Source organism: Bacillus sp. NP247 (assembly GCF_018966865.1).
Lineage (GTDB): Bacteria > Bacillota > Bacilli > Bacillales > Bacillaceae_G > Bacillus_A.
Window position 1 is genome coordinate 3,878,743 of sequence record NZ_CP076653.1, and the last position, 15,881, is coordinate 3,894,623.

The window sequence follows — 15,881 nt, forward strand, 5'->3', positions numbered from 1 at the left end:
GGCTACAAAAATGAAAGATCATACAATATTAGTCGTTGTTTGTGTAAATAATGAAGAGCTTTTCGAGCAATGTGAGAGACAAATAAGAAACATTTTTGTTCCCCCTGGCTATGTAGTGCAAATTTTTCCGATACGAGATGCGAAAAGTATGGCAAGTGCGTACAATCGAGCACTTTCATATCCGGCGAAATATAAAGTATATATACATCAAGATACTTACCTTATTAATCGTGATATGTTTTATACCCTCATTTCTCTTTTTAAAGAAAATGAAAAGCTTGGCTTAATTGGAGTGGCAGGCGCCCAATTTTTACCGAGTAACGGGATATGGTGGGAAGGTAAAAACTTGGTAGGGAAAGTGATTGAATACAGAAGACAGAATTATCAATTATTAAATTTGGATCAGGATTTTTATGGGAATAAATCATTTATGTCAGTTCAGGCAATTGATGGTTTACTAATGGCAACGCAACATGACCTTCCGTGGCGAGAGGATTTGTTTCAAGGATTCCATTTCTATGATGTGTCACAGTCTTTAGAATTTCAAAAATCTGGATATTTAATTGGTATCCCTAATCAATCAAATCTATGGTGTATTCATTACAACGGAGATGAGTTTGATGCGGATACATATGAGAAATACCGAAAAGTTTTTGTGGAACATTATAAAGATATACTATCTCCATCATAAGGGAGAGATGAAGGATGAAAGGGATTATTTTAGCAGGCGGGACAGGGTCGAGATTATATCCAATAACGAAAGTAACGAATAAACATTTACTTCCCGTTGGGCGGTATCCGATGATTTATCATGCGGTATATAAGCTAAAGCGATGTGAAATTACAGATATTATGATTATTACAGGTAAAGAGCATATGGGAGATGTGGTTAACTTTCTAGGAAGTGGTCAAGAGTTTGGTGTATCCTTTACGTATCGTGTGCAAGATAAGGCGGGCGGGATTGCGCAGGCGCTAGGACTTTGTGAAGATTTCGTAGGAAATGATCGGATGGCAGTTATATTAGGAGATAATATCTTTTCAGATGATATTCGCCCGTATGTTGAAGAGTTTACAAGTCAAAAAGAAGGGGCTAAAGTGCTGCTTCAATCTGTAGAAGATCCCGAGCGATTTGGTGTAGCACATATTCAAGGCCGAAAAATAATTGGAATTGAAGAAAAGCCGAATGAGCCGAAAAGTTCTTATGCTGTTACGGGAATTTATTTGTATGATTCGAAAGTCTTTTCTTATATAAAAGAATTAAAACCTTCCACAAGAGGGGAACTTGAAATTACAGATATAAATAACTGGTATTTAAAACGAGGAGTACTTACTTATAATGAAATGAGCGGCTGGTGGACTGATGCGGGAACGCATGATTCTCTTCAAAGAGCGAATACGTTAGCGCGGGATATAGACTTTGGGAAACAGTTTAATGGAGAATAGGTGAAAATATGAAAGTTGTAGAAACAAATTTTACCGATGCGAAATTGTTAGAACCGAGAGTGTTTGAAGACGAGCGAGGTTTTTTTACTGAAAGTTATAATAAGAAGATGCTAGAAACGTTAGGGATTACGCATTCATTTGTGCAAGATAACGTATCTTATTCAGCGCATTCGGGGACGATTCGAGGGCTACACTTTCAAAAAAGTCCGAAAGCACAAACGAAACTCATTCAAGTTATGCAAGGTGCAATATATGATGTTATCGTTGATTTGCGAAAAGATTCACCTACATTTAAAAAGTGGAGAAGTTATATTTTAAGCGCGGATAATCATAGGAAATTATTAGTGCCGAAAGGATTTGCTCATGGTTTTTGTACACTTGTACCTCATACAATTGTTATGTATAAAGTAGATGAGTATTATAGTGCTGATCACGATTCCGGTTTGCTTTGGGAAGATAAAGAATTATCAATTCCATGGCCGGTAACAAATCCTATCTTGTCCGATAAGGATCGAATATTACCATTACTTCAGGAATATGAAGATAGTTTTTAAGTAGGAGAGTTGTTTATGAATATATTAGTTACAGGTGGAGCTGGATTTATTGGAAGTAATTTCATTCACTATATGTTAAAAAACTATGAAACATATAAAATCATTAATTACGATGCATTAACATATAGCGGGAATTTAAATAATGTAAAGTCTATTCAAGAAAATCCTAACTACTCATTTGTAAAAGGGGAAATCCAAAATGGAGAGCTGCTGGAACATGTTGCTAAGGAACGTGACGTGCAAGTAATTGTAAATTTCGCAGCTGAATCACATGTGGATCGTAGTATTGAAAACCCAATTCCTTTTTATGATACGAATGTAATAGGTACAGTCACGCTGTTGGAGTTAGTGAAAAAATATTCACATATTAAACTCGTGCAAGTATCAACAGATGAAGTATACGGTTCTTTAGGGAAAACCGGGAAATTTACAGAGGAAACCCCGCTAGCTCCTAATAGTCCATATTCTTCAAGTAAAGCAAGTAGCGACATAATAGCCTTATCTTATTATAAAACGTATCAATTACCAGTTGTTGTAACACGTTGTTCTAATAACTATGGACCGTACCAATATCCTGAGAAATTAATTCCGTTAATGGTTACGAATGCGCTTGAAGGAAAGAAACTACCATTATATGGTGATGGATTGAATGTAAGGGATTGGCTACATGTAACGGATCATTGTAGTGCCATTGACACCGTTTTGCATAAGGGATGTATAGGAGAGGTATATAATATCGGCGGGAATAACGAAAAAACAAATGTAGATGTTGTGGAACAAATTATAAAACTTTTAGGAAAAACGAAAAAAGATATTGAATTTGTAACAGACCGTTTAGGTCACGACCGTCGTTATGCGATTGATGCACAAAAAATGAAGAATGAGTTTGAATGGGAACCGAAGTATACGTTCGAACAAGGATTAAAAGAAACGGTGGAATGGTATAAAAACAATGTGGACTGGTGGAAGCCACTAAAAGAAAAGTAAGGGGCATGTAGATGAAAGAACGGATTATCATAACGGGAGCGAACGGTCAGCTAGGGAAGCAACTACAAGAAGAGTTGAATTCTCAGGAATATGACATATATCCATTTGATAAAAAGTTATTAGATGTAACAAATATATCCGAAATTAAGCAAGTGGTACAAGAAATAAAGCCACATACAATTGTTCATTGTGCAGCGTATACGAAGGTAGATGGTGCTGAGAAAGAACAGGATCTTGCTTACTTAATAAATGCGATTGGAGCTCGAAATGTAGCGGTTGCTTCACAATTAGTAGGGGCTAAGTTAGTGTATGTCAGTACCGATTATGTATTTCCAGGTGACAAACCGGATGGCTATCATGAATTTCATAATCCAGCACCGATAAATATATATGGAGCTTCTAAATTTGCAGGAGAGCAGTTCGTAAAAGAGTTACATAATAAATATTTTATAGTCCGTACATCGTGGTTGTATGGTAAGTATGGAAATAATTTTGTGAAAACGATGCTACGATTAGGAAAAGAGAGAGAAAACATATCTGTTGTAGCGGATCAAGTTGGTTCTCCTACGTACGTGGCGGATTTAATTACTGTGATTAATAAGCTCATCCATACATCCTTATACGGTACGTATCACGTATCAAATCGGGGTTCATGTTCTTGGTTTGAATTTGCTCAAAAAATATTTTCGCATACAAAAATAAGAGTGAATGTGTTACCTGTGTCGACTGAGGAATTTGGATCGGCGGCAGCGAGACCGAAATATTCGATCTTTCAGCATAAAATGCTACAATTAAATGGTTTTTTACAAATGCCTACTTGGGAAGAAGGATTAGAAAGGTTTTTTATAGAAACAAAAAGTCATTAACAAATTTATGTTAGTGACTTTTTTGTTTGCCTTTAAGAGGTTTTATGGTACTATAATTATAGTATCAGGTACTAATAACAAGTATAAGTATTTCTGGGAGGATATATCATGGAACTATTACAAGGGAAAACATTTGTTGTTATGGGCGTTGCGAACCAAAGAAGTATTGCATGGGGAATTGCTCGCTCTTTGCATAATGCAGGTGCAAAATTAATATTCACATATGCAGGAGAGCGTTTAGAAAGAAACGTTCGTGAACTAGCGGAAACATTAGAAGGACAAGAATCACTTGTATTACCTTGTGATGTAACGAATGATGAGGAACTTACAGCTTGCTTTGAAACTATTAAGCAAGAAGTTGGTACAATTCACGGTGTTGCACACTGTATTGCTTTTGCAAATCGTGATGATTTAAAAGGCGAATTTGTAGATACTTCTCGCGATGGATTTTTACTTGCACAAAATATTAGTGCATTCTCTTTAACAGCTGTAGCAAGAGAAGCGAAGAAAGTAATGACAGAAGGCGGAAATATTTTAACTTTAACATACCTTGGCGGCGAGCGCGTTGTGAAAAACTATAACGTTATGGGTGTGGCGAAAGCTTCATTAGAAGCTAGCGTGAAATATTTAGCGAACGATTTAGGACAACATGGCATTCGCGTTAACGCTATTTCTGCAGGGCCGATTCGTACGTTATCTGCGAAAGGTGTAGGCGACTTTAACTCAATCTTAAAAGAAATTGAGGAGCGCGCACCACTTCGTCGTGCGACGACTCCAGAAGAAGTTGGAGATACAGCAGTATTCTTATTCAGTGATTTAGCACGCGGAGTAACAGGTGAAAACATTCATGTTGATTCAGGATATCATATTCTAGGATAAATATAATATTGATTATAGTTTTTTAAAAAGGACAGTCTCTACATATTGAGGCTGTCCTTTTTAATTGTTCTAGGAAAGAACGATTTTTAACGAAAGTTCTTGCATTGTTATGAATATAACTATAATAGTACACGATTTATCCAGCTATGTATGGAAGTGGGAGGGACGAGTGTGAAGAATAAAAATAAAAGCTCAACAGTTGGAAAACCGTTGTTATATATTGCACAAGTAAATTTAGAACTTGATGCACCGAAAATAAAAAGAATTCTTCTTACAAACTTTGAAAATGAGGATAGAAAAGAGCAAAGTGATAGAAATGAAAGTATTGTAAGTAGTGCAGTGGAAGAGACGGTAGAACGAGAAAAGCTTGCGAAAGAGGAGCAGCAAGTGGAAGAAGAAAAAGTAGAAGGAAAACTAGAAAAAGAGGAACAAGAAGAGCAAGAAGAGCAAGTGAGAACAGTCCCGTACAATAAATCATTTAAGGATATGAGCAATGAAGAAAAACTTCAGTTTTTAGTAAACCGCCCTCATTACATTCCGAAAGTAAGATGTAGGATAAGAACGACTACCGTCTCATATATAGGATCGATTATATCTTATCGTAATGGCATTGTATCCATTATGCCACCAAATAGTATGAGAGATGTTCGGTTATCTATAGAAGACATCAAAACGATTGATATGGCCGGCTTTTAAATATGTAAAGGTGGTAGAAAGCTTCTACCACCCCAATAGTTTTTTAGTTTACTTAACTATAGAAACGTCGCGTAAGCACTGAATAGCACAGAAGCAGCTTAAATCAACAGTAATGCAAGTAGATGTCGATATTAATCTTGCATTTGGTACAGCTAAAAACGTACAAATTGGATCGTCGTTAGGTGGTACAGGAGAACCATCACCTAATACTACAGTTAACACACGTAGGACAGCACAGCTATCGTCATCTACGCTTTCTACACGGAAAATTGGAGATTGGCAGCTAGTAAGGCTTGCAGATGGTGCAAATGCTTCAAATGGCGTTCCAGCTTTTGTGTATAAAATAAAAGGGCGTGTATTTGCTACTGCTGCAGTATTGTGTGCTCCTAAAAATGGAATTTCACAACCAGAACCACATGTTGAACTAGAGCAATCTTGTAATTCATTGATGAATTTTACGACGTCAACTACGCAGTGAGAAGAGCTATGGTGTTTATTTTCGTTACAACTCATTAATGTCACTCCTTATCTTCTTGTTTGTATTTACATTAATAAGATATTGGAGTGGGGGAGATTTGGTCACAATCTTAAGACCTTTTTTTTTAAATAGGCTAAAGAGGATAGGGAAGGTGGAATTATGTTATTTACAAGCTGGCTTTTATTTTTTATTTTTGCGCTAGCTGCTTTTAGGTTAACTCGTCTTATTGTTTATGATAAAATTACAGCTTTTTTGCGAAGACCGTTTATTGATGAGTTAGAGATTACAGAACCTGATGGAAGTGTATCGACTTTTACAAAGGTGAAAGGGAAAGGATTAAGAAAGTGGATTGGAGAATTATTAAGCTGCTATTGGTGTACAGGTGTGTGGGTTAGTGCTTTTTTATTAGTTTTATATAAATGGATTCCAATTGTTGCAGAGCCTGTGCTAGCATTATTAGCCATTGCAGGTGCAGCAGCGATCATTGAAACAATTACAGGATATTTTATGGGAGAATAATAAAGTGAAACTTTAATCAGTGGGGGGCATCCCCTGCTAATTATCAGCCCTCACCAATCGGGATAAATCTTCATGATGTTAGTAAAAGCGGAGTTTAAGAGGATGAGGGAACGGAAATAAGGAGTTGTTCATATAGTAAATAGACAGAATTGACAGTAGAGGAGATGTTTGCTGTGAGCAATAATCCAAGGCAAAATTCATATGACCTACAGCAGTGGTATAACATACAGCAACAGCAACAAGCACAACATCAGGCGTATCAAGAGCAATTACAGCAACAAGGGTTTGTGAAAAAAAAGGGATGCAACTGTGGGAAAAAGAAGAATACAATAAAACAATATGAAGAATGAAACACTCATGTTACGGTGAGTGTTTTTTATTATAAATATAAAAAGCGGTATTTCAATTAAGAAATACCGCCTTTTACTAGCTAATTTGTGCAACTGTTAATGCTGCAGCACGGATGTCTACAGTTCCAAATAATTCAACTGGTACGATTTGAATTAAGTCGCCAGGATTCAAGTTAATAAGAATAACACCACTAGAAACGTCTACTTCACCAGTACCGATAATGTTAGCACGGACTGCTGTTCCTGATCCTGGAATAACGTTATCTGGTGTGTCCAATGTTAAGAAGAATCGAGCGGCATTTGGTGGTGCAGGAACATTTTCAAGACTCACCGTTAATGTATAACTGATTTGATAAATACCAGCTACTTGAATTCGAATGCCAGCTCCGACACTTACTGTATTATTTATTACAGGAACAGTAATATTTGGATTTGGACTTACGCTAGGTAATAGTAGTGGTGTGAATAATGAAGCGAATTGAGGTGCAGAAGCGTTGAAAGCAAAACCGAAGGCAGGTAGTGTACTAGGTGGTTTCGCTTCGCAATCAATTTTAGTAAATTCGCAATCAGAAGAGAACATGTTTTTCACTCCTTTATCTGTTTCTACTCTCAGTTAATGAAAAGGACAGGTTCTATGTTCTAGACAAGTTCCCAATTTTATGAAAAATACATAATAATACCTTTTAAGCATGGATTGGGTGGCAGAAAATTCTGCCACCCAATCCATGCTTAAATCGTTATTTAGTTTTAAATCGTAACATCACGTAAGCATTGAATAGCACAGAAACAACTTAAATCAACTGTCAGACAAGCAGGGGTCGATATTAACCTTGCATTTGGTACATTTAAAAACGTACAAATTGGATCGTCACCGGGTGGTACAGAGGATCCATCACCTAATACTACAGCTAATGCACGTAACACAGCACAATCATCATCATCAATGCTTTCAACGCGAAAAATTGGAGATTTACAGCTAACAAGACTTCCTGATGGTGCAAATGCTTCAAAAGGTTCTCCAGTTTTTGTGTATAAAATAAAAGGACGTGTATTCGCTACTGATGCAGTGTTATGTGCTCCTAAAAATGGAACTTCGCAACCAGATCCACATGTAGTGGTTGCACATTCTTGTAATTCATGTATAAAACGAACGACATTAGATACACAGTTGAAATCAAAATCATGGTGATGATTATCTTCGTTGCAATTGCAGCTCATTATGTTCACTCCTTATCGTGAGTTCTGACATACACTATTACAATATGAACGGGATATGGTCGATATTACGTTAATTCTCAGGATAGAAACAGGGAATTTATCCCGCATTAACGGGCAGTAAGACTCCCGCCTCAAAATTTAGCAGGAGCAAAGAAGTTAGGTGGGAGCCCTGCTGCCCGTAAACACCCAATTGGTGAGGGCTAATAATCAGTGGGGGACGAACAAAACACCCACTGATTAAAGTTTCACTTTATATAGAAGGGATGTACATAACATGATATGGAAAAAAGACATCCTTATTTAGTGGATGTCTTTTCAGGCAAATCTTTTCGCGTAGTATATAAAAAACGAGAAATATCTAGTTTCTTTCCTCTGAAAAATTGCGGAGAGGAAATGTAAAGTTCTTCTTTTGCACGTGTAATTGCGACGTAGAGTAAGCGTCGTTCTTCTTCTAATGCTTCAGAAGTCTCAGTTACACGGTCATTCGCGTCTTTTAAAGAAGATGTATGTGGCAGTATGCCATCGCTCGCACCGAGTAAGAAGACGCATGGGAATTCAAGGCCTTTTGCGTTATGGATCGACATAAGCGATACAGCATCTTTTTGCGGCATTGTTTTTAATGCTTCCATTTCTTTTTGCCCTTGAATTGCTGCAGTAATAAATTCTAAGTAAGCGGAAATATCCGTAAATCGAGTCGCAGATTCCATTAATTCTTCTAGCATTTCTTCTTGTATGTCCTTATGCATCGTAAAGGAAGAACGATCATTACTTTGTAAGTACTCTAAATACTTTCCCTTACCATGAATAATTTCTTTCAATGCTTTTTTCGGTTCAAGTTCCTTTATAAATTTAATAAAATCGATGCGTTCATTTACTTTTTTAACTTGAAAAGGTTTCAAGCTTGGATTTAGTAATAGGAAATGAAGAAGGGAAGGGAACCGGCCCTCACCATATTTCCATTGTTCACGTTCAATAAATGAAATGCACTCATCACGGCCAATATACATTGTTGGTAATATATTTGAAAGTGATTCGAGGCGGAACGGTTCAAGCACGAGTCGTAAGTGATCTAATACGGGCTTAATTAAAGAATGTTCGTAGAAAGATTGGCTCGCTCCATGTTTAATAAATGGAATCTTATGAATTGTAAGCTGATCAAGCAAAGAACGGCTTACAGAATGCGTACGATATAATAAACAAAAATCTTTATAATTTCGTTCACCACTATCTACTTTTTCCTGAATGAGTTGCAAAATTTGATTTGCTTCATCAAGAGTTGTCGCAGGTCGTGCATAAAACGGCTGCATGCCATCGTTACGAACAGAATATAGCTCTTTATCAAAACGTTCTTGATTGAGCTTAATAACTTCATTTCCAAGTCCGACGATAAATGGATTAGATCGATAATTCGTATTAAGTGCGATAATCGTTGTATTATCAAATTCCTTTGGAAAAGATAAAATAATTTGGTGACTTGCCCCTCGCCAGCCGTAAATCGCTTGATCGTCATCACCTGCGATAAATAAATTATTTCTTGGCGTGGCTAACAATTTTACAATTTCATATTGTGCATACGACGTATCTTGAAACTCATCTACTTCAATGTAATGAAAACGCTCTTGTAATTGAGTAAGCAGGGGAGCGTTATTTTCTAACAGATAATACATTTCTAATAAGATGTCGTCAAAATCGATATAATTGTATCGTTGTTTTACCTCTTCGAAACGTTCGTATACTTCTTTGAACTCTTGTTCAACCGGTGTTTTCGCTTTTACATCTTTCGGACGATTCAATTTGTTTTTCTCAAGTGAAATCATAGCGAGTATCGTTTCGGCATCATAAGCGTCTTTTAAGCGTAATTCTTTCAAAATTTTCTTTATCATAATTTGTTTATGTTTTTCATTTGCTAAAATTTGCTGATTATATCCTTGACTACGAAGCAATTTTAAAAAGACAGAGTGGAATGTACCAGCAACGACATAGCTACTTGCAGCATGATTCATACCAGGTAAGTTTGCTACACGACTTCGAATTTCTTCAGCTGCTTTTTGTGTAAATGTCAGCAACAAAATATTTCGCGGATGAACATGTTTTACATTAACTAAATAACCAACGCGAGTTGTTAAAACAGATGTTTTACCACTTCCAGCACCAGCTAGTGTAAGGACAGGTCCTTCTGTCGTTTGCACTGCTTCTAACTGTTTTTCATTTAAATAAACACCTTGCTGTTCTAAAGCGCGGAAATAAGCCGCATCTGCATCTTCTTCCATAATTAAATGGGTAGATGTTTTCGGAATATGATACGTCGCTTGCGGAACACCAGCGTGTGTTAACGATTTTTGTGAAAATTTTTCTTGTGTCATATATTCACCTTCAAAACTATAGCATCAACATTTAACTTTAGCGGAAGAAAAAGAAAATAGCAATGTAAAAAACAGGAGGGGCTACCTCCTGTTTTCAAATTACAATTCTTTTATCATAACGACGTGCGGGATATCGGCTTCCATAAATACATCAGAACTCGTAACATACCCAAGTTTTTTATAGAAATCTTCAGCGTGCGTTTGAGCATGAAGTTTCAGTTTTGGTAGCGATTCTTCCTTCGCATATGCTTCAAGTGCATCCATAATGATGTTGCCAATGCCTTTTTTGCGGTGGGAAGCTAGTACGCAAATGCGTTCCATTTTTCCAACTCCATCAACGATGCGGAAGCGACCAGCACCAACTGGAACATCATTATCATATATAACAACGTGCGCCGAAGTATCTTCAAACTCATCATACTCTTCTTCTGCAGAAACACGTTGCTCATTCACAAATACTTGCTTACGTACAGAGAATGCATCTCTTAGTTGTTCGTCCGTTTGTACGATTTGTGCGTGCAAATTAGTTGTTCTCCTTTCCAAGGTGGAATGTTTCATGTACAGTCCATGTTCCATTTTCTAATTGGTATAGAAGGTGGAAACGATCGATTGGTTGCTCATAATAGAAATCTTTCATACGTAATCGACCTAATACATCAGCGTGCTCTGCATCTGATAAGTCTTGACCGATTGTTAAATGCGGTACGAAAGAGTACTCGCGTTCTTGGGTGAAGAATCCATTATGCATTTCTTCATTTAAGAAAGTAAGTTCAGGTGTTTTTTCTACTTTAAAATAAAGAACATTATTAACAGGTGCGAATGAACCGACTTTTCCAACATGAAGAGTGAATGGGTTCGTTTTGTTTGCGATTGTATGTAACTCATTCACAATCGATTCTAATTGCTCATCTTGCGTCTCAAAGGGTGTTTTCAATGTAATATGTGGCGGAACTAATGCGTAATGTGGATCATAACGCTTACGCAATCCGTTCGCTTTATCTTGAATCATTTTTGATGGAAAAATTACAATGCCTAATTTCATGTTCAAATTCCTCCCTTTGTAAGTCTAGTTAGATTTTGAGAACAAATCTCTCTATCTATTATATCAAATTATTCTGAATACTGCTCTCTATTATTTCATTGATAGAATATGAGAAAATGCTTTTGGTAAATCAGTTTGCCAATATTTCCAAGTGTGATTTCCTTCAAACTCTTCATAATGTGTAATGAAATTTCTATCTGTAAGAAGTTTATTTAACTCGCGATTTGGCTCTACGAAATCAGATACTTGTCCGTCTGTACGCTTTACAGCCGTTTCCTCAGTCCCAATTACGTGATAAATTTCTAACGCCCCCGGATCTTTGAAATCTCTTGCTAAGTTCATGACTGTTTCATCAACAAATGGTGATTGCATAACAACTTTACCGAATGTATGCGGATACATAAGTGCAGTCATAAAGGAAACAGTACCGCCAAGAGAATCACCAATTAAAACGCGTCCTTTACCCATTTGATACGTTGGATAATTTTCATCAATATATGGAGCAAGCTCGTGAGCAAGGAAACGAATGTAAGCAGCATTTTTTACATCGCTTGGGAAATATTTTTCCTTACGATCGTGTACATTTTTATATGGAATACCGACAATAATTGTGCGGTCAATTTCTTCAGTTTCGCGAAGACGCTCAATTACACGGTGTGCTTTACCGAGCTGAAAATAATCTCTACCATCTTGTGCAATAACAACCGTATGTTTATGGAGAGGTGTATAATTTACTGGTAAATAAACAAGAAGTGTAAGTTCCTCTTGAAGTGATGTACTGAAAAATGAAATTTCTTCGATTCTCCCTATTGCTTGATTCATGTATATCCCCCTAAATAAAAATTTACTGTAATGATTGTAAGAGCGACGCTTGTAGTGAAAAGGAAAGAAATAGTCACTAATAGGTGCCTTAATTTCTATTTTACCATAATGGTACGAAGAATCTAAAAAATTAGTATTTAAGTTATGAAAGAAAACGGATATAATGAAGTGGGATTTTTTACAGGTGAGAGGGGAGACATAATTTGAAACAAGAAAGGTCAATCGCACTACCATTAGCAATTTCCATTATAGCCATTTCATTCGCAGCTGTTTTTGCAAAGATGTCCTCAGCACCATCTTCAATTTTAAGTATGTATCGATTATGGATTATCGTACTTATTATGCTGCCTATCGTTTGGAAAAAACGGGAAGAGTTTAGTAAGATTCAAATAAAAGATTGGGGATTTTTAATTGGATCTGGCTTCTTTTTAGCGCTGCATTTTCTTTTATGGTTTGAATCTTTAAAGCATACAACAGTTGCTAGTTCGACAATTATTTTAGCACTTCAGCCAATCGTGTCTTTAGTTGGAGGTTTTTTTCTGTTTAAGGAAAGAACAACCTATTCAGCCATTGCGACGATGGGTATCGCTATATTAGGTGTAATGTGTATTGGCTGGGGAGATTTAGGTTTAAGCAAACAAGCAATTTATGGAGATATATTATCCTTTTTAAGTGTAATAGCGGTTGTCGGTTATTTATTTATCGGACAAACGACAGTAAAGAAAGTATCACACTGGATTTATAGCTTTACAGTTTTTGCATTCGCAGGTATATTTATAGCGATTTATAACGTTATACTTCAAGTGCCATTTACAGGCTATACGAAGTGGGACTGGAGTATTTTTCTCCTACTGGCGATTGTGCCGACGGTGTCACATGTAATTAATAATTGGTTATTAAACTACGTAAATGCAACAACAATTTCAATGAGTATTTTAGGAGAACCAGTTGGGGCATCTATACTAGCGTTTTTATTACTTGGAGAAAAATTAAATGCAATGCAAATTATCGGCAGCGTGCTCGTATTGTTTGGTGTATTTGTTTTCTTACTACAGCAACAAAAACGGCCATCAAAAAATGTGGTGAACGAACCGGTGTATACACAGGAACTATAACGAGTTTATCCCGCTATTTGCGGGCAGTAAGACTGCCACCTTAAAATTCGGCGAATGCGAGGAAGTTAGGTGGAAGATAACTGCCTGATTAGTGTTGGCTAATAATTAGTGGGGGATGGACAAAACCCCCACTGATTAAAGTTTCACTTTATTGTAAAATACGAAAAGAGAAGTTATTGGTAACTTCTCTTTTTTTTGTTCTATGCAAAAAATAAAACAGATAAATAGAGGGAATTCCCACTATATAGTATGAAAAAGATAATATATAGTGGAGTTAAATCATACGTTTCTCATACAAATATAGAGGGAGAAGGAGAGACCAAATGAAAGATATTTTAATGAAATACATGACAAAGCTTACAACATTAAGTGAAGAACAGCAGCGCATGATCGTAGAAGAATTACAAATTGAAGAGTATAAAAAAGGAACAGTGCTCTTAAGACAAGGAGATGTTCCGTCTAAATGTTATTTTGTATTAAAAGGATGCGTGAGGCAACATTGTATAGATGAAGCTGGGAAAGAAGTTACATCAAAATTTTATACAGAAGAACAAGCAATCGCAAATTTTACCCACCATAAACAAGATAAATCATCCCCGCATACGTTAACGTGTTTAGAAGACTGCATAGTAGTCGTTGGTAACCTTAATAATGAAAAGGACATGTATAAGAAATATTCACAGTTAGAAGAAATGACGCGTCAAATGATTGAATACAATTTTGGTGAAGTGCAAGAAGAACTTACATTATTTATTGCATCGACACCAGAAGAGCGCTACAAATCATTATTACAAAAACGACCTCATTTAATCGATCGTGTTCCTCAATATCAATTGGCAAGTTATCTAGGTATTACGCCTGAATCATTAAGCAGGATTAAGAAAAGGCTCATACAGTAGAGTTTTTTCCACCTCTAAGCAGTAGCCATATACAAAATCCTAGTTCACCTGCAATCATCGGTAGTTGAAAGGTAACGTTAAGAATGGAAATAATCGCATCATATTGCGAAAACATTATATTCATAACGTTAATGACGATATAGCCGATTGCAGCAAGGAGAAGTAATATACTAATAGTTTTCGGTATGTTTTTAGATTGAAAGGTTACGTATCCTAAGGTGAGAAGATGTAAGCCGAAAATGATTAATCCTACAGACCAAATGTATTCAAAAGCTTCTAGAAATAGTGTTATATATGCTTCTGAATTAGCAATTGTACTTTTCGAGAGAAGTAATACAAATGTTAAATTGAATATGGCAATTCCAAGTATAGCCGTATACATAAGGCGAAGCCATGCAGCTAGTAATGAAAGACTAGTATGAATTGGTTTTAGAAAGAAATAAAGAGCCCACGCGGCGACAATATCCGTAATGAAAATGATAATCCATCCGAAGATTTCTGCTTTGAAAAGCGAGCTTGAAGTTTGAATATTATGGAGTGTCGCGTTCGCATCTCCTTGTACGACGAGATTTCCGTGAACAAAACCGTAAGAAAAAAATGCAGTGAATGCCATTATAAGAAGAGAAGTACCAGCAATTATGGCAAACTTTCGTTGATTCATATTACATCCTCCTATTTTTAATGTTACTTTCATTTTAATAGGAGAGAGGATGATGATTCATTGACTTAAATCAAGAAAGGAGAAGTTTAGTGGAATTTCCGTCAAAAAAAGATGCATGGTTATATCCAATTTTTTTAGTTGCCATTGGTGCATGTTTTGCACCGTTATTAGCTGGAAGAGCTTACTTTCTGCTACTTTTTACGATTCCTTTAGTAATTCTTTTCGTTTGGAGCTGGTTTACAACGAAATATATCGTGGAAGAAGAAGTGATTTTTATTAAATCAGGACCCATTAAGAAGCGGATCTTAATAAAAGATATAAAGAAAATTTCCAATACAAAAAATCCATTAGCCGCCTATGCACTATCATTCGATCGATTAGAAATTTTATATGGATCATATGAAACAGAACTTATTTCTCCAAAAAATAAAGAAAAATTTATTTTGTTGTTAAAAAGGAAAAATCCTCAAATTGAAATAAAGTAAAAGAGTGGCTTCATAGCCACTCTTTTACTTTGGATTTGTCATATAAGGCTGTACATGAATGACACATAAATCACGAAATTTTCCTTCAGCAGTTGTAACAATTACGACTGCTCTTCCTGCACTTTTTCCAGTAATCGTTACCGTATCACCTTTTGGATATATAGTGATAATGTCAGAATTCATATTTGTCCAAATAAGTTCTTTATTGGTTGCTTGCATTGGCAAAACGGAAGCTGATAAATCCGCACTTTGTCCAGTTTTTATTTTTAACTTATTTTTTTGCATATGAATACCGATAACGGAAATAACAGAAGGAGCAATTGAAATTTTGGATGGATTAGGTTGAATTTTTAAACAAGACGTAGAAGTGTTTGTAATAGGTGAAAATTTTCTTATATGTTGTTGCTGGAAAGCTGCTAACATGTTGGAGTCCCCTTTCTGTATAAGTGCTGATACTAATACTATAACGGAGTAGTGTTATGTTAAATTTAACGAAACATAAAG

The 15,881-nt window shown here is 36.1% G+C and carries 21 protein-coding genes; 12 read left to right on the plus strand and 9 right to left on the minus strand.

Translation table 11 applies throughout. From position 1 onward, the window contains the following. Positions 1-10 precede the first annotated feature (10 nt). The 7 genes from KPL75_RS20195 to KPL75_RS20225 all read left to right on the plus strand — a co-directional run bounded on the left by KPL75_RS20195 (position 11) and on the right by KPL75_RS20225 (position 5,425). Complete coding sequence (locus tag KPL75_RS20195) at positions 11-691, plus strand: glycosyltransferase family protein (RefSeq protein WP_219917501.1); 681 nt, start codon at positions 11-13, stop codon at positions 689-691. Positions 692-705: 14 nt separating this feature from the next. Continuing rightward, complete coding sequence (locus tag KPL75_RS20200; protein WP_219917502.1) at positions 706-1,443, plus strand: sugar phosphate nucleotidyltransferase; 738 nt, start codon at positions 706-708, stop codon at positions 1,441-1,443. 8 nt (positions 1,444-1,451) lie between these two features. Then, positions 1,452-1,997 (plus strand): dTDP-4-dehydrorhamnose 3,5-epimerase, encoded by a 546-nt coding sequence (gene rfbC / locus KPL75_RS20205; protein ID WP_219917503.1) that lies wholly within the window; start codon positions 1,452-1,454, stop codon positions 1,995-1,997. A 15-nt stretch (positions 1,998-2,012) separates the two neighbouring features. Beyond that, positions 2,013-2,984 (plus strand): dTDP-glucose 4,6-dehydratase, encoded by a 972-nt coding sequence (rfbB, locus tag KPL75_RS20210; RefSeq protein WP_219917504.1) that lies wholly within the window; start codon positions 2,013-2,015, stop codon positions 2,982-2,984. Positions 2,985-2,995: 11 nt separating this feature from the next. Then, the gene (gene rfbD, locus KPL75_RS20215; RefSeq protein ID WP_219917505.1) at positions 2,996-3,850 is read left to right on the plus strand and encodes a dTDP-4-dehydrorhamnose reductase; all 855 of its coding nucleotides are present in this window, start codon (positions 2,996-2,998) and stop codon (positions 3,848-3,850) included. A gap of 108 nt (positions 3,851-3,958) precedes the next feature. Further along, positions 3,959-4,729 (plus strand): enoyl-ACP reductase FabI, encoded by a 771-nt coding sequence (gene fabI / locus KPL75_RS20220; RefSeq protein WP_002011384.1) that lies wholly within the window; start codon positions 3,959-3,961, stop codon positions 4,727-4,729. A 150-nt stretch (positions 4,730-4,879) separates the two neighbouring features. Continuing rightward, the gene (locus KPL75_RS20225; protein ID WP_219921141.1) at positions 4,880-5,425 is read left to right on the plus strand and encodes a spore coat CotO family protein; all 546 of its coding nucleotides are present in this window, start codon (positions 4,880-4,882) and stop codon (positions 5,423-5,425) included. Positions 5,426-5,473: 48 nt separating this feature from the next. Here the strand turns inward: KPL75_RS20225 and exsY are convergent, their stop codons facing one another. Continuing rightward, positions 5,474-5,938: an exosporium assembly protein ExsY gene (gene exsY, locus KPL75_RS20230; RefSeq protein WP_002149783.1), complete on the minus strand. Its 465-nt coding sequence runs from the start codon at positions 5,936-5,938 to the stop codon at positions 5,474-5,476. Between the two features lie 124 nt (positions 5,939-6,062). On the opposite strand from exsY, the gene KPL75_RS20235 reads away from it, so the two are divergent. Next, positions 6,063-6,422, plus strand: coding sequence for a DUF1360 domain-containing protein (locus KPL75_RS20235; protein ID WP_000899658.1), 360 nt, complete (start codon positions 6,063-6,065; stop codon positions 6,420-6,422). A gap of 164 nt (positions 6,423-6,586) precedes the next feature. Then, positions 6,587-6,772, plus strand: a complete 186-nt coding sequence (locus KPL75_RS20240; protein ID WP_033718211.1) for a hypothetical protein — start codon at positions 6,587-6,589, stop codon at positions 6,770-6,772. Positions 6,773-6,848: 76 nt separating this feature from the next. On the opposite strand, the gene exsF is transcribed toward KPL75_RS20240, so the two are convergent. The 6 genes from exsF to KPL75_RS20270 form a co-directional block, all read right to left on the minus strand. Next, positions 6,849-7,352 (minus strand): exosporium protein ExsF, encoded by a 504-nt coding sequence (gene exsF, locus KPL75_RS20245; RefSeq protein ID WP_219917506.1) that lies wholly within the window; start codon positions 7,350-7,352, stop codon positions 6,849-6,851. Between the two features lie 167 nt (positions 7,353-7,519). Further along, complete coding sequence (gene cotY / locus KPL75_RS20250; RefSeq protein WP_219917507.1) at positions 7,520-7,990, minus strand: spore coat protein CotY; 471 nt, start codon at positions 7,988-7,990, stop codon at positions 7,520-7,522. Between the two features lie 296 nt (positions 7,991-8,286). Continuing rightward, positions 8,287-10,353 (minus strand): ATP-dependent helicase, encoded by a 2,067-nt coding sequence (locus tag KPL75_RS20255; RefSeq protein ID WP_219917508.1) that lies wholly within the window; start codon positions 10,351-10,353, stop codon positions 8,287-8,289. A 99-nt stretch (positions 10,354-10,452) separates the two neighbouring features. Next, on the minus strand, positions 10,453-10,875 hold the full coding sequence (locus KPL75_RS20260; RefSeq protein WP_219917509.1) for a GNAT family N-acetyltransferase: 423 nt from the start codon (positions 10,873-10,875) through the stop codon (positions 10,453-10,455). 1 nt (position 10,876) lies between these two features. Next, entirely contained in the window at positions 10,877-11,395 is a 519-nt protein-coding gene (locus KPL75_RS20265) for a YjcG family protein (RefSeq protein ID WP_002011397.1), read from the minus strand. A 90-nt stretch (positions 11,396-11,485) separates the two neighbouring features. After that, positions 11,486-12,217: an alpha/beta hydrolase gene (locus KPL75_RS20270; protein WP_219917510.1), complete on the minus strand. Its 732-nt coding sequence runs from the start codon at positions 12,215-12,217 to the stop codon at positions 11,486-11,488. Positions 12,218-12,420: 203 nt separating this feature from the next. Here KPL75_RS20270 and KPL75_RS20275 point away from each other — a divergent pair, with 203 nt between their 5' ends. Continuing rightward, positions 12,421-13,332, plus strand: a complete 912-nt coding sequence (locus KPL75_RS20275) for a DMT family transporter (protein WP_219917511.1) — start codon at positions 12,421-12,423, stop codon at positions 13,330-13,332. Positions 13,333-13,655: 323 nt separating this feature from the next. Beyond that, complete coding sequence (locus KPL75_RS20280) at positions 13,656-14,231, plus strand: Crp/Fnr family transcriptional regulator (protein ID WP_219917512.1); 576 nt, start codon at positions 13,656-13,658, stop codon at positions 14,229-14,231. On the opposite strand, the gene KPL75_RS20285 is transcribed toward KPL75_RS20280, so the two are convergent. Then, positions 14,221-14,892, minus strand: coding sequence for a DUF4386 domain-containing protein (locus tag KPL75_RS20285; protein WP_219917513.1), 672 nt, complete (start codon positions 14,890-14,892; stop codon positions 14,221-14,223). The two genes, KPL75_RS20280 and KPL75_RS20285, sit on opposite strands and share 11 nt — an antisense overlap. Positions 14,893-14,981: 89 nt before the next feature. On the opposite strand from KPL75_RS20285, the gene KPL75_RS20290 reads away from it, so the two are divergent. Beyond that, positions 14,982-15,377 (plus strand): PH domain-containing protein, encoded by a 396-nt coding sequence (locus KPL75_RS20290; RefSeq protein ID WP_219917514.1) that lies wholly within the window; start codon positions 14,982-14,984, stop codon positions 15,375-15,377. Between the two features lie 24 nt (positions 15,378-15,401). Here KPL75_RS20290 and KPL75_RS20295 read toward each other — a convergent pair whose 3' ends face one another. After that, positions 15,402-15,800: an Ig-like domain-containing protein gene (locus tag KPL75_RS20295; RefSeq protein ID WP_219917515.1), complete on the minus strand. Its 399-nt coding sequence runs from the start codon at positions 15,798-15,800 to the stop codon at positions 15,402-15,404. Between the last annotated feature and the right edge of the window lie 81 nt (positions 15,801-15,881).